The organism is Sphingomonas sp. So64.6b (assembly GCF_014171475.1).
GTDB lineage: Bacteria > Pseudomonadota > Alphaproteobacteria > Sphingomonadales > Sphingomonadaceae > Sphingomonas > Sphingomonas alpina_A.
Genome location: NZ_CP048817.1, coordinates 1735265 through 1752527, shown reverse-complemented (window position 1 = coordinate 1752527; position 17263 = coordinate 1735265). Strand labels below are relative to the sequence as shown.

12 protein-coding genes are annotated in these 17263 nt (G+C 63.3%); 5 read left to right on the top strand and 7 right to left on the bottom strand.

What is annotated here, in order from left to right; translation table 11 throughout:
- Window positions 1–49: 49 nt before the first annotated feature.
- Entirely contained in the window at window positions 50–328 is a 279-nt protein-coding gene (locus tag G4G27_RS08375; RefSeq protein ID WP_183112904.1) for a hypothetical protein, read from the top strand.
- Window positions 329–427: 99 nt separating this feature from the next.
- A complete protein-coding gene (secA, locus tag G4G27_RS08370) occupies window positions 428–3163 on the top strand; it encodes a preprotein translocase subunit SecA (protein WP_183112903.1) in 2736 nt (911 codons plus the stop codon).
- A gap of 247 nt (window positions 3164–3410) precedes the next feature.
- Here the strand turns inward: secA and G4G27_RS08365 are convergent, their stop codons facing one another.
- Both G4G27_RS08365 and G4G27_RS08360 read right to left on the bottom strand, forming a co-directional pair.
- Window positions 3411–3992: a hypothetical protein gene (locus tag G4G27_RS08365; protein WP_183112902.1), complete on the bottom strand. Its 582-nt coding sequence runs from the start codon at window positions 3990–3992 to the stop codon at window positions 3411–3413.
- Window positions 3993–4521: 529 nt separating this feature from the next.
- On the bottom strand, window positions 4522–8103 hold the full coding sequence (locus tag G4G27_RS08360; RefSeq protein ID WP_183112901.1) for an autotransporter domain-containing protein: 3582 nt from the start codon (window positions 8101–8103) through the stop codon (window positions 4522–4524).
- Between the two features lie 502 nt (window positions 8104–8605).
- Here G4G27_RS08360 and G4G27_RS08355 point away from each other — a divergent pair.
- Complete coding sequence (locus G4G27_RS08355) at window positions 8606–9052, top strand: hypothetical protein (RefSeq protein WP_183113693.1); 447 nt, start codon at window positions 8606–8608, stop codon at window positions 9050–9052.
- Window positions 9053–9141: 89 nt separating this feature from the next.
- On the opposite strand, the gene G4G27_RS08350 is transcribed toward G4G27_RS08355, so the two are convergent.
- Window positions 9142–10050: an SDR family oxidoreductase gene (locus G4G27_RS08350; protein WP_183112900.1), complete on the bottom strand. Its 909-nt coding sequence runs from the start codon at window positions 10048–10050 to the stop codon at window positions 9142–9144.
- An 81-nt stretch (window positions 10051–10131) separates the two neighbouring features.
- On the opposite strand from G4G27_RS08350, the gene G4G27_RS08345 reads away from it, so the two are divergent.
- Window positions 10132–10695, top strand: a complete 564-nt coding sequence (locus G4G27_RS08345) for a TetR/AcrR family transcriptional regulator (RefSeq protein WP_183112899.1) — start codon at window positions 10132–10134, stop codon at window positions 10693–10695.
- Complete coding sequence (locus tag G4G27_RS08340; RefSeq protein WP_183112898.1) at window positions 10692–11117, top strand: GNAT family N-acetyltransferase; 426 nt, start codon at window positions 10692–10694, stop codon at window positions 11115–11117. The genes G4G27_RS08345 and G4G27_RS08340 overlap by 4 nt, the downstream gene beginning before the upstream one ends.
- Before the next feature lie 9 nt (window positions 11118–11126).
- On the opposite strand, the gene G4G27_RS08335 is transcribed toward G4G27_RS08340, so the two are convergent.
- The 4 genes from G4G27_RS08335 to G4G27_RS08320 all read right to left on the bottom strand — a co-directional run bounded on the left by G4G27_RS08335 (window position 11127) and on the right by G4G27_RS08320 (window position 17136).
- Window positions 11127–11618, bottom strand: a complete 492-nt coding sequence (locus G4G27_RS08335; RefSeq protein ID WP_183112897.1) for a methylated-DNA--[protein]-cysteine S-methyltransferase — start codon at window positions 11616–11618, stop codon at window positions 11127–11129.
- A 19-nt stretch (window positions 11619–11637) separates the two neighbouring features.
- The gene (locus G4G27_RS08330) at window positions 11638–13164 is read right to left on the bottom strand and encodes an AarF/UbiB family protein (protein ID WP_183112896.1); all 1527 of its coding nucleotides are present in this window, start codon (window positions 13162–13164) and stop codon (window positions 11638–11640) included.
- Between the two features lie 250 nt (window positions 13165–13414).
- A complete protein-coding gene (locus G4G27_RS08325) occupies window positions 13415–14494 on the bottom strand; it encodes an NAD(P)-dependent alcohol dehydrogenase (protein WP_183112895.1) in 1080 nt (359 codons plus the stop codon).
- Window positions 14495–14505: 11 nt separating this feature from the next.
- A complete protein-coding gene (locus G4G27_RS08320; RefSeq protein ID WP_183112894.1) occupies window positions 14506–17136 on the bottom strand; it encodes a TonB-dependent receptor in 2631 nt (876 codons plus the stop codon).
- Window positions 17137–17263: the final 127 nt, after the last annotated feature.

The following is a 17263-nucleotide window of genomic DNA, read 5'->3' as shown; positions in this document are numbered from 1 at the left end:
TGTAAATGATGGACGCGGGCCGGGCGGCGCACTACATGCCGCCAGACCTATGCAATTGCTGCTTTTCATTTCTGCCCTGCTGAGCGCGCTGACCGGCGCGATCTCCGGCGTGCGCGCACCGGAAGCGCAGTTCCATCAGAGCGCCGGCGCCATCGCCGGTGCGCAGGCGTCGGTCACCGCACAGGTGGCCAGCGTTCGTCAGGTCCGGTCCTATCTGGCGCTCGTCACTGAGCCCCGGTTTGCCGCGACCGTCACCCTGCCGCTCGTTTCCCCGGACCTAGCGATCTTCGCGCCGGTCCCGCTCTATCTGAGCAAACCGCGCAAATAAGACGCGCCGGCGCCAGTTCGCGCCGCATCTCGCCATTCTCTTGTCGACGGCAGGGGCACGCCCCGCCGCGACCCAACCTAAAATTCACAGGAATTCTCCATGCTCGGCGGCCTTGCCAAATCGCTTTTCGGTTCCTCGAACGACCGTTACGTCAAATCGCTCGGTGCGATCGTCAACAAGATTGCCGATTTCGAACCGACCATCTCGGCCATGTCGGATGAGGAATTGGCCAACCAAACCACCGTGTTCCGTGAGCGGCTGGCGGGCGGCACCAAGCTCGACGACCTGCTGCCCGAGGCGTTCGCCACGGTGCGTGAAGCGGCCAAGCGCGTGCTCGGCCAGCGCCATTACGACGTGCAGATGGTCGGCGGAATCGTGCTCCATCGTGGCGAGATCGCCGAGATGCGTACCGGCGAGGGCAAGACTTTGGTCGCGACGCTCGCTGTGTATCTCAATGCGCTGCCTGGCCTTGGCGTCCATGTCATCACCGTCAACGACTATCTCGCCGCGCGCGACGCGGAGTGGATGGGCCGGGTCTATAAATTCCTCGGTATGACCGTCGGAGTGATCATCCCCAACCTGTCCGATGCACAGCGCCGCGAAGCCTATCACGCCGACATCACCTACGGCACGAACAACGAGTTCGGCTTCGATTATTTGCGCGATAACATGAAGTATGAACGCGCCTCGATGGTCCAGCGCCCGTTCGCCATGGCGATCGTCGACGAAGTCGATTCGGTGCTGATCGACGAAGCGCGCACGCCGTTGATCATCTCCGGCCCGACCGACGACAAGTCCGATCTGTACAAGTCGGTCGATGCAGTGGTGAAGCAGCTCGTCCCCGGCGATTACGAGAAGGACGAGAAGCAGAAGACGATCATCCTGACCGAAGACGGCACCGAGAAGGTCGAACGCATGCTTGAAGCGGCGGGCCTGCTCGAGGGGCAGAATCTCTACGATTTCGAGAACACCCAGGTGGTGCATCACCTCAACCAGGCGCTGCGCGCGATCGTGATGTTCAAGGCCGACACCGACTATATCGTCAAGGACGGCAAGGTCATCATCATCGACGAATTCACTGGCCGTATGATGGACGGCCGACGCTGGTCGGACGGCCTGCACCAGGCGGTCGAGGCCAAGGAAGGCGTCGAGATCGAGCCCGAGAACCAGACCATGGCGTCGATCACCTTCCAGAATTATTTCCGCATGTACCCGAAACTGTCGGGCATGACCGGCACCGCGGCGACCGAGGCGGCGGAATTCTTCGACATCTACAAGATGAACGTCGTGACCATCCCGACCAATGTCGACATCCAGCGCGTCGACGAGGAAGACGAATTCTACAAGGACACCGCCGACAAGTTTCAGGCGATCGCCAAGAAGATCAAGTACCATGCCGACAAGGGCCAGCCGGTGCTGGTCGGCACGGTGTCGATCGAGAAGTCGGAACTGCTCAGCGATTTCCTGGTCAAGGAAGGCGTCAAGCATGAGGTACTCAATGCGCGCCAGCATGAGCGCGAGGCACATATCGTGGCGCAGGCGGGCCGCAAGAGCGTCGTGACCATCGCCACCAACATGGCCGGCCGCGGCACCGATATTCAGCTTGGCGGCAACCTCGAATTCCGCATCAATGACGAACTTACCGAAATCGCCGAAGGCCCGGAACGCGACGCCGCCATAGCCCGGATCAAGAGCGAGATCGCGGTTGAAAAGGCGGCGGTGCTCGCCGCCGGCGGGCTGTTCGTGCTCGGCACCGAACGCCATGAAAGCCGCCGCATCGACAATCAGCTGCGCGGCCGTTCGGGCCGCCAGGGCGATCCCGGCCTGTCGCGCTTCTACCTCAGCCTCGACGACGATCTGCTGCGCATCTTCGGGCCGGATACGCTGTTCGCACGGATGATGCGCAACAATATCGGCGACGGCGAGGCGATCGGATCGAAATGGTTGTCCAAGGCGATCGAGACCGCGCAGAAAAAGGTTGAGGCGCGCAACTATGACGTGCGCAAACAGGTCGTCGAATATGACGATGTGATGAATGACCAGCGCAAGGTCGTGTATGAACAGCGCAGCGACATCATGGACGCCGAGACGGTCGGCGACGTGGTCGAGGATATGCGTGCCGAGACGGTCAATGCGATCGTCGGCGATGCCTGCCCGCCCAATTCCTATCCCGAGCAATGGAATGTCGAGGCGCTGAAGGAGAAGCTCGCCGATACGCTCAATCTCGACTTGCCGATCCAGGATTGGCTCACCGAAGAGGCAGTCGATCCGGAAATGATCGAGGAGCGCGTGCGCGAAGCGGCCGACGCACTGATCGTGCAAAAGGCAAGCGAGCTCGATCCCGAAACCTGGATCCAGGTCGAAAAGTCGATCCTGTTGCAGAATCTCGACCATCACTGGAAGGAGCATCTGGCAACGCTCGACGCGCTGCGCCAGGTCGTCCACCTGCGCGCCTATGCGCAGAAGACGCCGATCAATGAATATAAGCAGGAAGCGTTCTCGCTGTTCCAGCGCATGCTCGAAAGCATCCGCGAAGATGTCACGCGGACCATCGCTTATGCGCAATTCCGCATGAACGACGAGCCGCCGCAGCTGCCCGACCTGCCCGATTTCATCACGACCCATTTTGACCCCTTCTCCGGGGACGACGACACGATGGATGTGGATGGCGGTTCAGGCATGATCACCACGCGCCTGCCACCGCTGTCGATCCCGCAGCTTGACGGTTCGGACATCGGCGAAGATCCGGCGGACTGGGAAGGCAAGGTCAGCCGCAACTCGCCTTGCCCGTGCGGATCGGGGCGCAAGTACAAGCATTGCCACGGCGCGATTTAAGGGCGGCTCTGTCGCCCCCGAAAGTCGTTCGCCCTGAGCTTGTCGAAGCCTGTCCTGAGCGCCTGCCTTGGCAGGCAGTCGAGGGGGGCCGTTCTTCTTTGCGACGGCAGAGAGTGAGAGAGCGGTGCTTCGACAAGCTCAGCACGAACGGGGAGAGGCAAGAGCCTCATCACGCCGGCTGGTTCACCAGGCATAAAAAGGGCCACGCCAACCTCGGTCGGCGCGGCCCTTTTTCGAAACTTACCTCTTATTTCGGCGTGACGACACTCGGCCCTATCGAATCCATCACCGCACGGGCGTCGAAAGCACGGACATTGTCGCGTGGCTTCGGACCCTTGCCGGTCACGATCTCGGCAGTCGCCTCGAACCGGTCGATCGTGCGCACGTCGATGTCGCGGTCGAAGAAGGGATCGCCCCAGAACGGGCTCCAGCTGCGCCAGCCATAACCACGGCCATAATAGCGCCAGCTCGGACCCCAACCGCCATAGGCGCCGAACCCGCCACCGAACGACGGCGTGCTATAGGTCCGCGTCTGGCGATCGACATCACGTTCGGTCAGGATGAAATAGTCATTGCCGCTCTGCACGGTCAGTTCGGCCGCGCGGAACAGCAGATAGCGCTCGACCGTGTCGCGTGAGGTGTAGCTGTTGCCTGAAAAGCTGACGAGATAGCGGTTCGGCTCGACCTGACGGTCGCTATAGCCTGATCGGGCAAAACCCGATCCAGTTGCGGGGCGATAAGTGGATTCGGTCGCACAACCGGCAACGGCCAGTAAGGCAGAGGCAAGCGCGGCAGTGGCAAGGCGACGACGGAGCGGGGAGGCAGACATTCGATTTCTCCAATACGGCAAGATGCGATTGAACGAGCCGCATATGCCGTTAACGGTGGAACGATCTAAAAGCCGTAAGTTTCCGATCAGGATTTTTACGCCTTCACTTTGTTTTCCCGAACCTGACTAACGGCTTAATGGGGTCGTTTCGCAAGCGTTATTCTCTATTTCGGGTTACCCAAATCGTCGGAAATGCGACGAATGGGGACGCGGCGAAATGGCGGGCATGCCGTATTGGAAATTGCTGTGCGGCAAGGGGTTTTGGTCCTGCCGGGCTCACGGCGCTGCTGCGATCGAAGCAGCATTGCCTGATGCAGGAACGGATCGAGCGATTCCGGGTCAACCCCGCGATCGGCAATTGGGATGGCGTGTTTGAAGCGACGGAGAAATAGCGCCGCTCTTTCGGTACGCCGCGAGGTGCGAGCGGCTATCCGCGGCGTTCACAAATCAATCCCTCCGGATGGCGGCATGCGCCACCCGGAGGGCCGGACAGGTTCAGGAACGAGACCTGCCCGCCGGTGCCGGATCGTCAGAAGACGATCTTCAGGCCCCCGGTGATCGCGTGATCCTCGCCGCCCGTTCCGAGCACGCCGTCATAGGCGACACCCAAAGTGACGTTGGAGGATAAGCGATATTGCGCCTCGATCCGGGCGATGCCCGCGTCGCGCGACCCGCTGGCGCCAAGCACGGTGAAGTCCGTGCCGCCGTCAAACGCATGCCGGCCGGCCGGCGTCAGATCGCCCCAGCCATGGCGCCATGCCATGGTGCCGCGCAGCGACAGGGCGCCGGCCCGGCTCGTCTCGAAGCGCAGGCCGAGCGTCGAGCCATAGCTGTCCTCGCTGATCGCCTTGCCCGACAGGGCGGCCGGCCCGGAGGCTTCCTTGAACGCGTCGGTCTTGGCGCGAAGTGCGGTCAGGCCGGCGAACGGCTCGACATGGCCGCCGCCCAGCGGCACGCGATACCCGGCCTCGACAAAGCCTTGCAGGACCGATCCGTGATAATCGGCGCGCGGCGCGGCACTGAACCCCTGAAAGGCGATGCGGCGCTCAGTCTCGGTTGAGGTCCGCGCATAACCGACCCCGCCGCGCAGGTTGAAGCGACCGAACTGACCCCCGGCATAGAGCAAGCCATGGATGGTCTCCACCGAAGCCTTGCTGTCGCGGCGAGCGATCCGAAGGTCGGTGTCGGACCAGCCCCCGGCGACGCCGATCGTCACCGGCCCGATCGCGCGGTCCACCCCGATCATGAACCCGCGCGTGTCGCGGTTGACCTTCGCGGCATTGAGATCGCCGTCGCTGATGCCGGTGTCGGCAAAGGCCCGGCCCCATATCGCGCCGCCCCCATGGTCATCGCTGCCGCTATCGGCCAGGCGATCGAGCACGGCGTTGCGCAGCAACCGGCTATCCTCGACCATGGCGCCGCGTGCCGATGGATGGACTTCCCCCGACAGCTGGTCGAAGGCGTTCTGGGCTGCAGCGTCGTTCGGCAACAACAGTAGCGCGTCCTTGACCGCATTGCCGTTGGGCAGGCTGTCGGCCCCGCCGGCCGTCTCCTTCTGATTGGGCGTGATCCCGGCATCGGCCAGCGCGCGCAACTGGGCGAACTCGATGAACGCGGTGGTCGCGGTATAGCCGTCGCGCAAACCCGCAAAGGCGGTCAGGAATTTGTCCTCATAGATGAACTGGCCGGTCAGGCCGCCATCCGCCTGGACCACGACATGCTTGCCGTGCAGCACGAGCGGCTGGCCGGTCACCGACTGAAGCCGGCTGCCCGCCTCGATCTGGACCGTCCCGGTCGTGCGGAACATGTCGGTGCCGGTCGCGCCGCCAATGTCCACCGTCAGCCCCGATCCGTTCGCGAAAATGGTCGCTGCCGAAGTCTGGATAAGGTCGCCGGTGCCGCCGTCCTGGAGCCGCAGCACGCCGGCATTCTGGAAGCTGTCCAGCCCCTGCCAGACCGTGGTTTCCGCCGTTGCCGCGGCCGTAGCGCCGGCGATCGTGCCGGTCGCGCTGTTGAACAGTTGATCGTCAGCGGTGCCGAAAATGCTGGTGCCGCCGATGCTCCGCCAGGTGCCGGAATTGAGCACCAGGCTGTTGGTGCCGGAGATCTCGAGCGTGCCGATCAGGCTGCCGGCATTGCCGATCCCGACCGAGCCGGTTGCGCTGATCGCGCGATCGACGCTCAGTCCCGATGCGTTGCTGACAATGCCGTTGTTGATGATGACCACGCCCTGGCCATTGTTCGAAACGACATTGATCGCGTTATCGGCGCCCTGGACGGTGCCGTTCACGGTGACCCGGGTGTCGCCCAGGCCGAGATTCACGACCGATATGCCGGAGAAGCCGCCCGAGGCATTGCCGGCCTCCACCGTGATGTCGTCGGCGTTGGTGTCGGCGAAGACGCGGATCCCCACCTGGTTCAGGCCGATGACGTTGCCGGTCGCGATGATGCTGGTCTCGCCGCTTCCGAAATTCTCGGCAAGGATGGCATCGCTTTGGCTTTGCACGTCGGTCGCGTGGACCGTCAGGTCGGTCGCACTCACGTCGTTCTGCGCGAGAATGCCGAAAACGCTGCCCGACACTAGCCCGGTGGTGGTGATGAACGACTCGCCCGTGCCGCCATTGGTGGTACGGATGCCGACAAGGCCGCCAGACACGGTCGCGGCGTCGACCCGAATGTCGGTCCCCCCCGGGCCGTTATCGACCGCGATGCCGCTGCCGGTCGTTCCGATCACTCTTCCCGTCGCGCTCACGCGCACCGGACCGGTGCCCTGGTTCAACACCAGGATGCCGTTGTTCCCGCCCAACACCTCGTTCACATCGACGAGCAAGCCCTGTCCGCCGGTACCGGTCTCGGCCTGGATGCCGTTCAATCCCTGCCCGGTGACGGTGCCGTTCGATCGCACGATGGTGACGCCCGATCCGTAATTGCGGACCCGGATGCCGTTCTCTGCGCCCTCGACATTATGGGTATCGACCAGCAGATCGGTAGCGTTGACATTGTTCCGCGCGACGATTGCATCGTCTGCGAAACCCACCACATCGCCCGTCGTAACGACGCGGGTCGACCCGGTGCCGTCATTGTCCGCAATGATGCCATAGCTGCCGGTAACCTCGGTCGCCGCGACCGAGATATCGCCGGCAGTGACGCCGTTGGATGCGAAGATGCCGGCCGAAGTCGCGCCGGTGACTGCGCCGGTGGCGACGATACTGGTGTCACCCAGGCCAGCATTGCCCACCGAGATACCCTGTTGCTGGCCGTTGACCACATTGGCGAAGACCAGCGCCCCGGTGGTGCTGGGCCCTGCATTGACATGGATGCCGACCAGGCCCAGCCCGGTTACGGTCCCCGTTGATTCGACCCTGACGAAACCGGTGCCGTTGCTGCCAGCTTGAATGCCCCAGCTGCCACCGGTCACGTCGCCCACGGTGATATCGACATCATCCGCCGCGCCGCCGCCGGAGACGAACATGCCGGAACCGGTCTGCCCGATCACCGGGCCGACCGCCGTCACCACCACCGACCCGGTGCCGCCCCAAACGGCGACGACGCCATCGTCGCGCCCGATCACGTCCTTGACGATCAAGCTCAGATTGCCAGCGCCCAGTTCGCTGCGGGCCCAGACACCGTGACCGCCGGTGTTTGAGATCGTGCCAACCCAGCTGACGGTGGTATCGCCACCGCCGCTATTGTCGAGATAGAGCCCGTGCGCGCCATTGGCGAAGATGTCGGCGTTGGAGAAGGCAAGGATCTCCCCAGCCGATGAGCCGCTGCTACCGTTCGTCGCGAGCCTCACGCCCGCGCCGGTGAAGCTCTCTCCTCCTTCGAAGCCGATCAGTCCGTTGCCAGCCACGCTCAGCGCGTTACCGTTACCGTTGCCGCTGGTGTCGACGGTGAAGCCGGAATCGGCGACTACCGTCGCGTCGTCATCTACGATCACCTGCGGCACATCCGTCACCCCGGAGCAGCCATAGGTGTTCGGCGGCCCTTCGACGCACTGGGCATAAGCCGGCGAGGCGATCGCCGCGAAGCTGGCCGAAGCGGCGAGGATCGCCAGCCGGGAAGCCTTGCGTTGAAAAGTGCCTCTGCGGCGCGATGCGGGAGAAGCCATGGGTAAGACTTGTGAGAGAGATGAGTTCATGATGAGGGTTCCACTGTTCCTGATTGATGGCCCGCTCGGCTGCCGATGTCCCGGGGATGCGGCGGCCGACGCTGGGCCGCCGGCTCGATACGGCGCAGGAAAGCTTGAAAGCAGATGCACAGGCCGTCGCCGGACGCTGCCTCGGAATGCAACGGGTTGCATTTGGCTATGTCGTCGCGGACGCTCTCTGATGTATCATCATCGCCGAACGATATTTCGTCACCGCCGTTGCGTTCTTTTTCATGACAGGAAAACAGCAACTATCCCAGCAACATGGATCGTCTTTCCGATCGGCGCGTTGGATGTGGTAGTTGTGATGCAGCGGACACCAGGGGTGAAGGCCATTGCGACTGTGCAGTAACGGGTACAGCGTGCCGTTAACGCGCGGCCGGAATTCGCTCATCAAGGAATCAGGGACATGAAGTCGATATCAGACGCGCAAACGCGTCACCGCAAGGGCGCTTTTTTGGCGATGATCGCGGCGATCGCGATCGCCACACCGGGCAGCATTGCCACCGCGCAATCGAACAAGGAGCAGTCCACGGGAGAGATCGTTACTCAGCCGGTGCGCGATGTCGGAATCGAGAAAACCAAGATTCCGCCGCTGCTCGTCAAGGTAAGCGAAGATCCTTACACGACTGCGGGGACTGGTGGATGCGCGCAGCTTGCCTCGTCGATCGCTGCGTTGAACGACGTTATCGGCCCCGATTTCACGTCTTCCCCGGCGCAGAACAAGCGTAACATCGCCAAGGTCGGCGGGGCCGCCGTGGTGAATTCGCTGATCCCGTTCCGCGGCATCGTCCGCGAAGTCAGCGGCGCCGGCCCCGCCGAGCGCCGCATGAACGCTGCGGTCGATGCGGGCGTCGCGCGCCGTGGCTTCCTGCGCGGGTTGCAGAGCGCAAGGAAATGCCGGCGGTAACAGGCCGCGAAATTGACGCCAGGCGGGCGGGCACGGCGACTGACGTTCCTGCTCGCATGGAATGAAGGCGCGGGCGAGGTGCCCTCGCCTTATCGGTAACCGGTCACATCGGCGGGTTTGCCGGCATCCTGCACCTCGACCATATAAGGCCAGGCATCGGGACGTGAGCCGTCGAGATCGGTGAAGCCATAATGTTGGGCGAGTTGCCCACTGGTGACAGATTGGCCGTTCCGCTGCGCACGTTCGGGATCTGCAGCGAGCGCCGCCACCGCCCGGCCGGGAAAGCGCGGGCTTTCCGAAATGGCGAAATGCGGCACTTTGTCCAGTGCATCGCGCCAATTCTTCTCGGCGACACCGAATGTCTCGAGCATTATTTCCGAGCGCAGCCAGCCAGGCGACAGCGACACCGATGTCGCACCATAGGGCGCCAGATCCTTGGCATGTGCCCAGGCCATGCGGTTTACCGAAACCTTGGCCAGATCGTAGAACGGATTGATGCGGTAGTGATCGGCATTGTAATCGGCCGGTCCATCGGTGACCTCGACCAGCAGCCCGCCGGGCCGCTCGATCAGCAGCGGCAGCGCATGGTGTGCCGTGATCATGTGCGTTTCGACTTGCAATCGAAGCAGGCGAAGGCCCTTGTCGAGATCATGCTCCCAGACCGGCTTGTTCCATTCGATCAGCCGCTCGCCGCCCCAGATATCATTGACCAGCACATCCAGCCGGCCCTGTTCGGTGCGGATTCGTGCTACCAGGTCGCGCACCTGCTCCGACACCAGATGATCGACCTGCACCGCAATGCCAGTGCCGCCCAGCGCGGTGACGAGCTCGGCAGTCTCTTCGATCGTTTCGGGTCGATCATATTCGGATCGCTGTGCCCGCGTTGTCCGCCCCGTGACATAGACAATCGCCCCGGCCACGCCGAGTTCGGCGGCGATGCCGCGTCCGGCGCCACGGGTGGCACCGGCGACCAGAGCGACTTTTCCTGCCAGTTTCATGCGAACTCCCCGACCGACTCGCCTTGCGTCTGAATAAAGGCCATTTATAAACGAATATTCATTTACTAATCATCGAGCAAGATGCCCCGGCCACGAACCACCAGCGATGAAGCGATTTTCGGTCACGCGCTTGCCCTGATGCAGGAGCGGGGATCGGACGCGCTGACCTTCGCTGCGCTGGCGCAGCGTAGCGGGCTTGCCGGGTCGACCCTTGTCCAGCGTTTCGGCAACAAGGCGGCGTTGATCCATGCCGCCATGCTTCATGCCTGGGATGTGTTTGAGCTGCACAACGACCAGATCGCCGCGTCGCAGCCGAGAACCCCGGCGGGAGCGATCACCATGCTCGACCGGCTGTCGCAGGGTTATGGCGATGTCGAAAGCTATGCCGATCAGCTCCATGTATTGCGCGAGGACTTGCGCCATCCGGATTTACGCGCACGCGGGCATCGCTGGGTGAAAAAGCTCGCCGCCCGGGTCGGAGACTGTTTCGCGGAAACGCCGGGCGCACCCGCTGATATCGGTATGCTGATGATCGCCCAGTGGCAGGGCGCCTTGCTGCTCTGGGGCTTTTCACCGGGTGGTGATCTTGGGGCCGCGATCCGCGTCCATCTCGAACGATTTTTGAAGGCGTTGAAACTCGCATGACCGATCGACCCCGGGTCACCTACGCCACTGAACCGGGACTTCCGGTTGCCGAATTTCGGCGGGTGCTGGTCGAATCCGGCCTCGGAGCGATCCGCCCGATCGACGATGAGCGGCGCCTTCTTGCGATGCTCGAACGGGCTGACCTGATGCTGACTGCGCGGCTCGACGGGCCGCAGGGCGAACTCGTCGGTGTGATGCGTGCCATCACCGACTTCGCCTGGTCCTGTTATGTGCCGGAGCTCGCCGTGAACCCCGCCGCTCAGGGCCTGGGTGTCGGGCGTGGCCTGCTCGATGAGGCCCGGCGCCTGCTTGGCCCGACGGTCAGCGTCATCCTTGCCTCGGTACCGGAGGCGGCCGGCTTCTACGAACGCATCGGCATGGCGCGTCAGGCCGATGCGTTCTGGTATCGCCGGGAACGATAAGAGGTGATCTCAGGCGGCCAACCGTGCGCCCTCGATTTCGAGCAGATATTGTTTCGCGGCAAGCCCGCCGGCAAATCCCGTCAGCGCGCCGCTCGAACCCAGGACGCGGTGACAAGGCGCGATGATCGAAATCGGATTCTTGCCGTTCGCCGCGCCGACCGCCCGGAAAGCAGTCGGCCTGCCGAGTTGCCGGGCGATCTGCGCATAGCTGCGCGTTTCGCCGAACGGGATGTCCAGCAACGCCGTCCAGACGCTCTTCTGGAAATCGGTTCCGTTGAAATCGAGTGGAACGGTGAACGCCGTCAATCTACCAGCAAAATAAGCGCCGAGTTGGCGTTCGGTTTCGACCAGGAAAGGGTTTTCCGGCGCTTCGACAAGCGGGCCAAGACGAACCCGGTTCGGATCGTCATTCTCCCACAGGATTGCCGCCAGGCCCTTGTCGCTGGTAATGAGCGTCAGCTCACCGACCGGCGACGCGATTATCTTGTATGAATAGCTCATCTCTTCATTCTTTCAGCGGTCAGTTGAGCAAGATCGCCGCCGCAATCATGGCGCCAGCCGCAAGGACGCTCAGGCAAATCAGGCGCCCGGTCCGCGACGCGCCGTCCGCGAGGCGCGTGATATCGGGACTTATATCGGTCGCGGGTGCGGTGAGCTTCCTGATTGTTGCGCGCAAAAGCCGTGGCAGATCGTCGCCGGTCACCGCCAGGTCGAGCAGCAACCCGCTCAGCCGGTCGCGCAACGCTTCGCTCGAATAACGCGATAGCATCACCTTGCCCCAGGCACGCGTCGCCGCCGCCGCGAGGTCGAAGGTCGGATCGATCCGCATCAGCACGCCATCGATCGTCACCAGCGCCTTGAAAATCAACACCAGGTCGGGCGGCATCGAAAGCCGCTCTTCGCGCATCAGCGCCATGAAATCGGCAACGACACGGGCGAGTACGAGCCGACCCTGGCCGTGCCGGGCGATCAGTCGGTCGGCGGCGGCGGCGATCCGCGCCGGCGGCACACCACCGCCTTCGGTCCACGCGGTCAGGACTTCGCCCAGCCGCGCCGGATCGCCCGCGACGAGCGACTGGACGAACCCGGTCATCTCCTCGCGCCGCCTTGGGCTGACATGGCCCATCATGCCGAAGTCGAGCAGGGCGATGCGATCACCGGGCAGACAGAGCAGGTTGCCGGGATGTGGATCGCCGTGGAAGCGGCCATTGACCAGCACCATGTCGAGGATGATTTCCGCGCCGAGCGCGGCGATCCGCTGTGGATCGATTCCGGCTGCCTCCAGCCGTGCCGCGTCGGTCGGTGGCGTGCCGGCGACATAGTCCATCGCCAGCAAGGTTTCGGACGTCCACTCCCAGTGGATCGCCGGAATGACGACGCGATCATTGCCGGCAAAGTCGCTGGCGAAACGCTCGGCATTGCGGGCCTCGTTGCTGAAATCGAGTTCCTCCAGCACCGCTTCGGTCAGTTGCTGGAGCAGGTCGCGCGGGCGCAGCCGGGCGATATCGGCGCTGGCGCCCTCGGCGAGCTTGGCGAGGTGCGCGATCAATCGCAGATCGGCCTCGATCATCGGGCGGATGCCGGGGCGCCGGATCTTGAGGATGATCGCGTGGCCGTCGCTGAGCGTCGCGCGATGCACTTGCGCCATCGACGCGGCGGCAAGCGGCTCCTGATCGAACGATGCGAACGCGGTTTCGGGCGGTTCGCCGAGCGCTTCTTCGACCGCGGCGCGCAGTTGTTCGAACGGCAGGACCGGCGCGGCGCTGTGCAACTGCTCGAACGCGGCGATCCAGTCCGGCGGCAAGAGGTCGGCGCGGGTCGCGAGGATCTGGCCCAGTTTGACGAAGGTCGGACCCAGCGCTTCGAGCGCCATGCGGCAGCGCTCCGGCAGCGGCTGGGCTTGTCCGGGTTCGCCGTCCGGCTGTGGCGCCGGACGTTCCAGCCCCAGCCGCGCGAGCAGCGCACCAAGACCGAAGCGGGTGGCGACTGAACTGATATCGGCAAGACGCTGCCGGTCTCGCGCGACGACGATGATGCTTTCGAACATCCATGTTGAATAGGGGGCGATAGCACGTGGGTCCACCGCGCTCGGGTCACGATCTGCGAACGAGGCGGCATCGATCCTCATCTGCTTTTAAACTTCGCCGCCCCAAATTACAGCCCGTTAAATCCTATCAGCTGCTGGTCGACCGCCTTGTCTCCCATGGCATCGCGGATCGACGGACATTCGATTTCTTCTTTCGAAACGGATAGACTGCCCGGCCGTACCGCGGCCTCAAGATCAAAACGATAGGGGGTCAGCGATCGGGCATGAGCAATACGGGCTTGATGACCGCGCCCGTTTCCGATGCGTGAAATGCTTCTTCGATCGCGCCGAACGGGTAGGTGCGGATGAGCTTTTCGAGCGGCAGCTTGCCGGCGCGATAATAACCGACCAGCCGCGGGATGAACTGGCGTGGGTCGATCCCGCCCTCGACCACGCCGACGATCCGGCGACCCGTGCCCATCACCGCGGACGGCTCCACCTCCATCATCTGTCCCGGGGGATAAGCCCCGACCAGCGCGAGCGTGCCGCGCAGCGCCAGTTTTTCCATCGCCTGCTGCAGGAGCGCGGGAACGCCCGTCGTATCCATGATATGGTCGAACGGCCCGTTCAGATCGGCGATATCGTCCGCGGTTTCGGTAGCGCCCAATTCCCTGCCGAGATCGAGCCGATGCGCGTGGCGGTCGAGTAGCGCGATGCGTCCCGCGCCGGCGATCACCGCGGCCATCACGGCGGAGAGCCCGACCGCACCCGCGCCCAGGATCGCGATCGACTGGCCAGGCTGGACGCGCAGCGTTTCGAGCACGGTGCCCGCACCCGTCTGCACACCACAGCCGAGCGGCGCGAGGATCTCCAGCGGCAGGTCCCGATCGATCTTCACCACATTGTCGCTGTGCGCGAAGGCGTGGCTGGCAAAAGCCGATTGGCCGAAGATATTGCCCCCGATCCGGTCGTCGCCCCGCCAGATCCCGCCTTGTCCGGGGCCGATCCCGCCAAGGAAGTTTCGCGGAAAGAATTCGGCGCAATAGCCCGGCTGATGGTCGTGGCAGGCGGGGCACGTTCCACAGCTATGAAAGCTGAGGAGAACATGGTCGCCGGGCTCGACGCTCGTGACGTCTGGCCCCACCGCCTCGACCACACCCGCGCCCTCATGGCCGAAGATGCACGGGAAGGGGACGGGCAGCGCGCCGTCGCGCATCACCATATCGGTATGACAGACACCACAGGCGTGGATCCTGACCCGAACCTGGTCGGGACCCGGGGCATCCATCTGCAATCGGACGAGCCTGAACGACTCGCCTGGGGCCTCGACCACCGCTGCTTCGATCTCCATCGTCGGCACGATTAGAAGTTGAAACCGAACCGCGCATACCATTCGCGCGGGCGGTTATAGGTGCCGAAGATGGCGCCGGCCGCGACGTTGGATCCGCCCGAGGTCAAATAGCGCTTGTCGGTGAGGTTGGTGCCGCCGACCGTGAACGACCAATTCCCATTGGGCGCACGATAGCCGACACTGCCATTGACGATATCGCTCGCCGCCCGCTCCAGCAGAAGGGTGCGCTGCGTGTCGTTCCAGGCGCCGGACGTATGGGTCCAGTCGGCAAGCAAGATGACCGAACCGCCATTGCCGAGCTTCGCCTCATAGCGCGGGCTGAGATTGACCTTCCAGTGCGGTGTCTTGGGCAAATCCTCGCCCACCAGCGTACCGGCCTGGAGGGCATTGGCCCCGCCCACGGCTGCGGTCGCCGCGGCCACCGACGTATAATGGGCATCGATATACCCGATCGAGCCGTTGAGCGTCAGGCCGTTGATCGGCGCGGCGACCATCTCAAGTTCGAAACCGCGGATCAGCGCATCGCCGGCATTGTCGATGGTCGGCGATGTGCCGATCTGAATATTCAACTGGATGTTCTTGTAGGTAGTCGAAAAGGCCGCGAGGTTGAGCTGCAGGCGGCGCGCGATCAGCGTCGATTTGATGCCGGCTTCCCAGGTGGTTGCCTTTTCCTCGTCGAAATCGGGAGCGACTTTGCCTTGCGGGTTGGTCAATCGCGTGGTCCAGCCGCCGGTCTTGTAGCCCTTCGACCAGCTGCCATAGATCATGACATCGTCGTTGGGATGAAGCTGAATGCCGACCTTGGGCGAGAAGTTGGTGAACTTCTTCTGGTTGATGCCGGGCGTATAGACACGCACCGGATTGGTCGGATCGGGGAATGACAGGCCCACGCTGCACGGGATCGGGGCGAGCGGGAAGGGGCCGTTCGGCGTGATGTTGCCGTTCGGGTCAGAGCAGCCGAACAGCTTGTAGTTGAACCCGTTCAGTTCCTGCTGGCCGCCTTCGAACTCCTTCTGCTCGCGCGTGTAACGCCCGCCCAGAGTGATCCCGATCAGGTCGATCGGCCGATAATCCACTTGGCCGAAAAACGCGTAATTGTCGGTTTTCAGCTGATTGGGGCCATCGACCTGGACCAAGCCTTCCGCGAACGTCACATAATCGTGAAGGTCGCCCGCTTCCTTGAAATAATAAGCGCCCAGGACATAGTTCAGCTTACTGTCCAGCGCCTTGCCGAGCAACTGCAGCTCCTGGCTGAATTGCCACTGGTTCATCGTGAAGCTCAATTGCAGGAAGTTGAGCGGCGAACCATCCGCGTCTAGCCCGGCGTTCCAGTGCAGCTCGCGATAGGCGGTGATCGACTTCAGCGAGACATTGTCCGACAGGTCGAAATCGACCACGCCGCTCAGGCCCCAGGACTTGAGGCTGGAATAGCTGTTGCCGGTCGCATAGCTGCGGTCCGGGTCGCCGGTGACGTAGCGGCCATCCCATGGCAGGCGATCATTGGCCGGATTGCCATCGACATTGACACTGGCATAGCTGGGCAGCTGGAATTGCGGATTAAATTGCGTCCCCGCGACCCCGCACAGCGCCGCGGCATTACGCGCGGCAATCTGCGCCGTGGTGCTGCCGATGCAGAAATTATACAGGCCCGCGAACAGAAATCCGGTCGTTCCCGTCGGATCGAACGCGGTTCCGGGCAAGTTGGAGGTGCCGGCGAAATTCCCCGGCACCATCTCGGTCGTTCCCAGCAGCGTGTTCGCCGATGTGCCATTGTCCTTGCTGTAATCGCCCGACAGCGTGACCTTGAGCGGCCCGCCGTCGTTCCATTTCAGCTTGCCCCGCAGGTTCCAGTTCTCGTTCGCTCCCTCACGCTTCGCGCTGTCATAGCCGGCGGCGGAAAAAGCCGTGAAGGAGGGCGCGTTATTGGCGCGCTCGTCAGGGTAGGGGACGCGCTCGAGAAAGCCGTCGCGGCTCTTGACCCCGAAGGTGAAGGACGATTTCAGGCTGTCCGTGATCGGCAGGTCAACCGAGCCGCGCGCCTGAAGCAGGCTGAAGCTGCCCGTGGTCACATCGCCGGTGACCTTGAAAACATCGCCTGGGTCGCGCGTGACGATGGAGATGGCGCCGCCGATCGTGTTCCGCCCGAACAGCGTGCCCTGCGGTCCTTTCAGGATCTCGACTCGCTCCACATCCAGCAGATCCTGGTTCGCGCCGACGGTGCGGGCGAGATAGACGCCGTCAAGATAGATGCCGACGCCGGGATCGATGTTGAACGCGAAATCGTCCGAGCCGATGCCTCGGATATAGGCCGAAAGTACGGCGGTCGATCCGGAAAAGGGCGTGCCCGCATCGAGGTTCACATTGGGAGCGATCGCGGAAAGCTGGGCGACGCTGCCGACCGCGCGCTCCTGCAGCGCTTCCGAAGTGAAGGCGGAGATGGCGATCGGCACGTCTTGGACATTTTCCGCACGCTTCTGCGCCGTCACCACAATGTCGCCGATACCCCCTTGAGTATCGTCGGCAGGTTCCGGCGCGGCTGCCGCTGCGGCCTGGGGCGCAGCCTGCGTGGCATCCTGAGCCATTGCCGGAAAAGCGATCAATGCCGTTGTCGTGAGCAGCAGTGCCGCAGCTGATCTATTCATGAACCCATCCCCAAAAAAACGCGCGCCTGTCCCGGCGGTCGAACTTTGAATGTAGGCGTGAAATCCAGATGGGTCTTGGATTGGAACGAACCTGTCCGATGGACAGAAACGAACTGGTACCGCACCG

What these genes read in the sequence shown, in the direction of transcription:
- G4G27_RS08325 (WP_183112895.1), bottom strand. Translation starts at nt 14,494, where the DNA reads ATGGAGATCGAAGCAGCGGTGGTCGAGGCCCCAGGCGAGTCGTTCAGG.
- G4G27_RS08320 (WP_183112894.1), bottom strand. Translation starts at nt 17,136, where the DNA reads ATGAATAGATCAGCTGCGGCACTGCTGCTCACGACAACGGCATTGATC.
- G4G27_RS08335 (WP_183112897.1), bottom strand. Translation starts at nt 11,618, where the DNA reads ATGAGCTATTCATACAAGATAATCGCGTCGCCGGTCGGTGAGCTGACG.
- G4G27_RS08340 (WP_183112898.1), top strand. Translation starts at nt 10,692, where the DNA reads ATGACCGATCGACCCCGGGTCACCTACGCCACTGAACCGGGACTTCCG.
- G4G27_RS08360 (WP_183112901.1), bottom strand. Translation starts at nt 8,103, where the DNA reads ATGGCTTCTCCCGCATCGCGCCGCAGAGGCACTTTTCAACGCAAGGCT.
- G4G27_RS08330 (WP_183112896.1), bottom strand. Translation starts at nt 13,164, where the DNA reads ATGTTCGAAAGCATCATCGTCGTCGCGCGAGACCGGCAGCGTCTTGCC.
- G4G27_RS08375 (WP_183112904.1), top strand. Translation starts at nt 50, where the DNA reads ATGCAATTGCTGCTTTTCATTTCTGCCCTGCTGAGCGCGCTGACCGGC.
- secA (WP_183112903.1), top strand. Translation starts at nt 428, where the DNA reads ATGCTCGGCGGCCTTGCCAAATCGCTTTTCGGTTCCTCGAACGACCGT.
- G4G27_RS08350 (WP_183112900.1), bottom strand. Translation starts at nt 10,050, where the DNA reads ATGAAACTGGCAGGAAAAGTCGCTCTGGTCGCCGGTGCCACCCGTGGC.
- G4G27_RS08345 (WP_183112899.1), top strand. Translation starts at nt 10,132, where the DNA reads ATGCCCCGGCCACGAACCACCAGCGATGAAGCGATTTTCGGTCACGCG.
- G4G27_RS08355 (WP_183113693.1), top strand. Translation starts at nt 8,606, where the DNA reads ATGATCGCGGCGATCGCGATCGCCACACCGGGCAGCATTGCCACCGCG.
- G4G27_RS08365 (WP_183112902.1), bottom strand. Translation starts at nt 3,992, where the DNA reads ATGTCTGCCTCCCCGCTCCGTCGTCGCCTTGCCACTGCCGCGCTTGCC.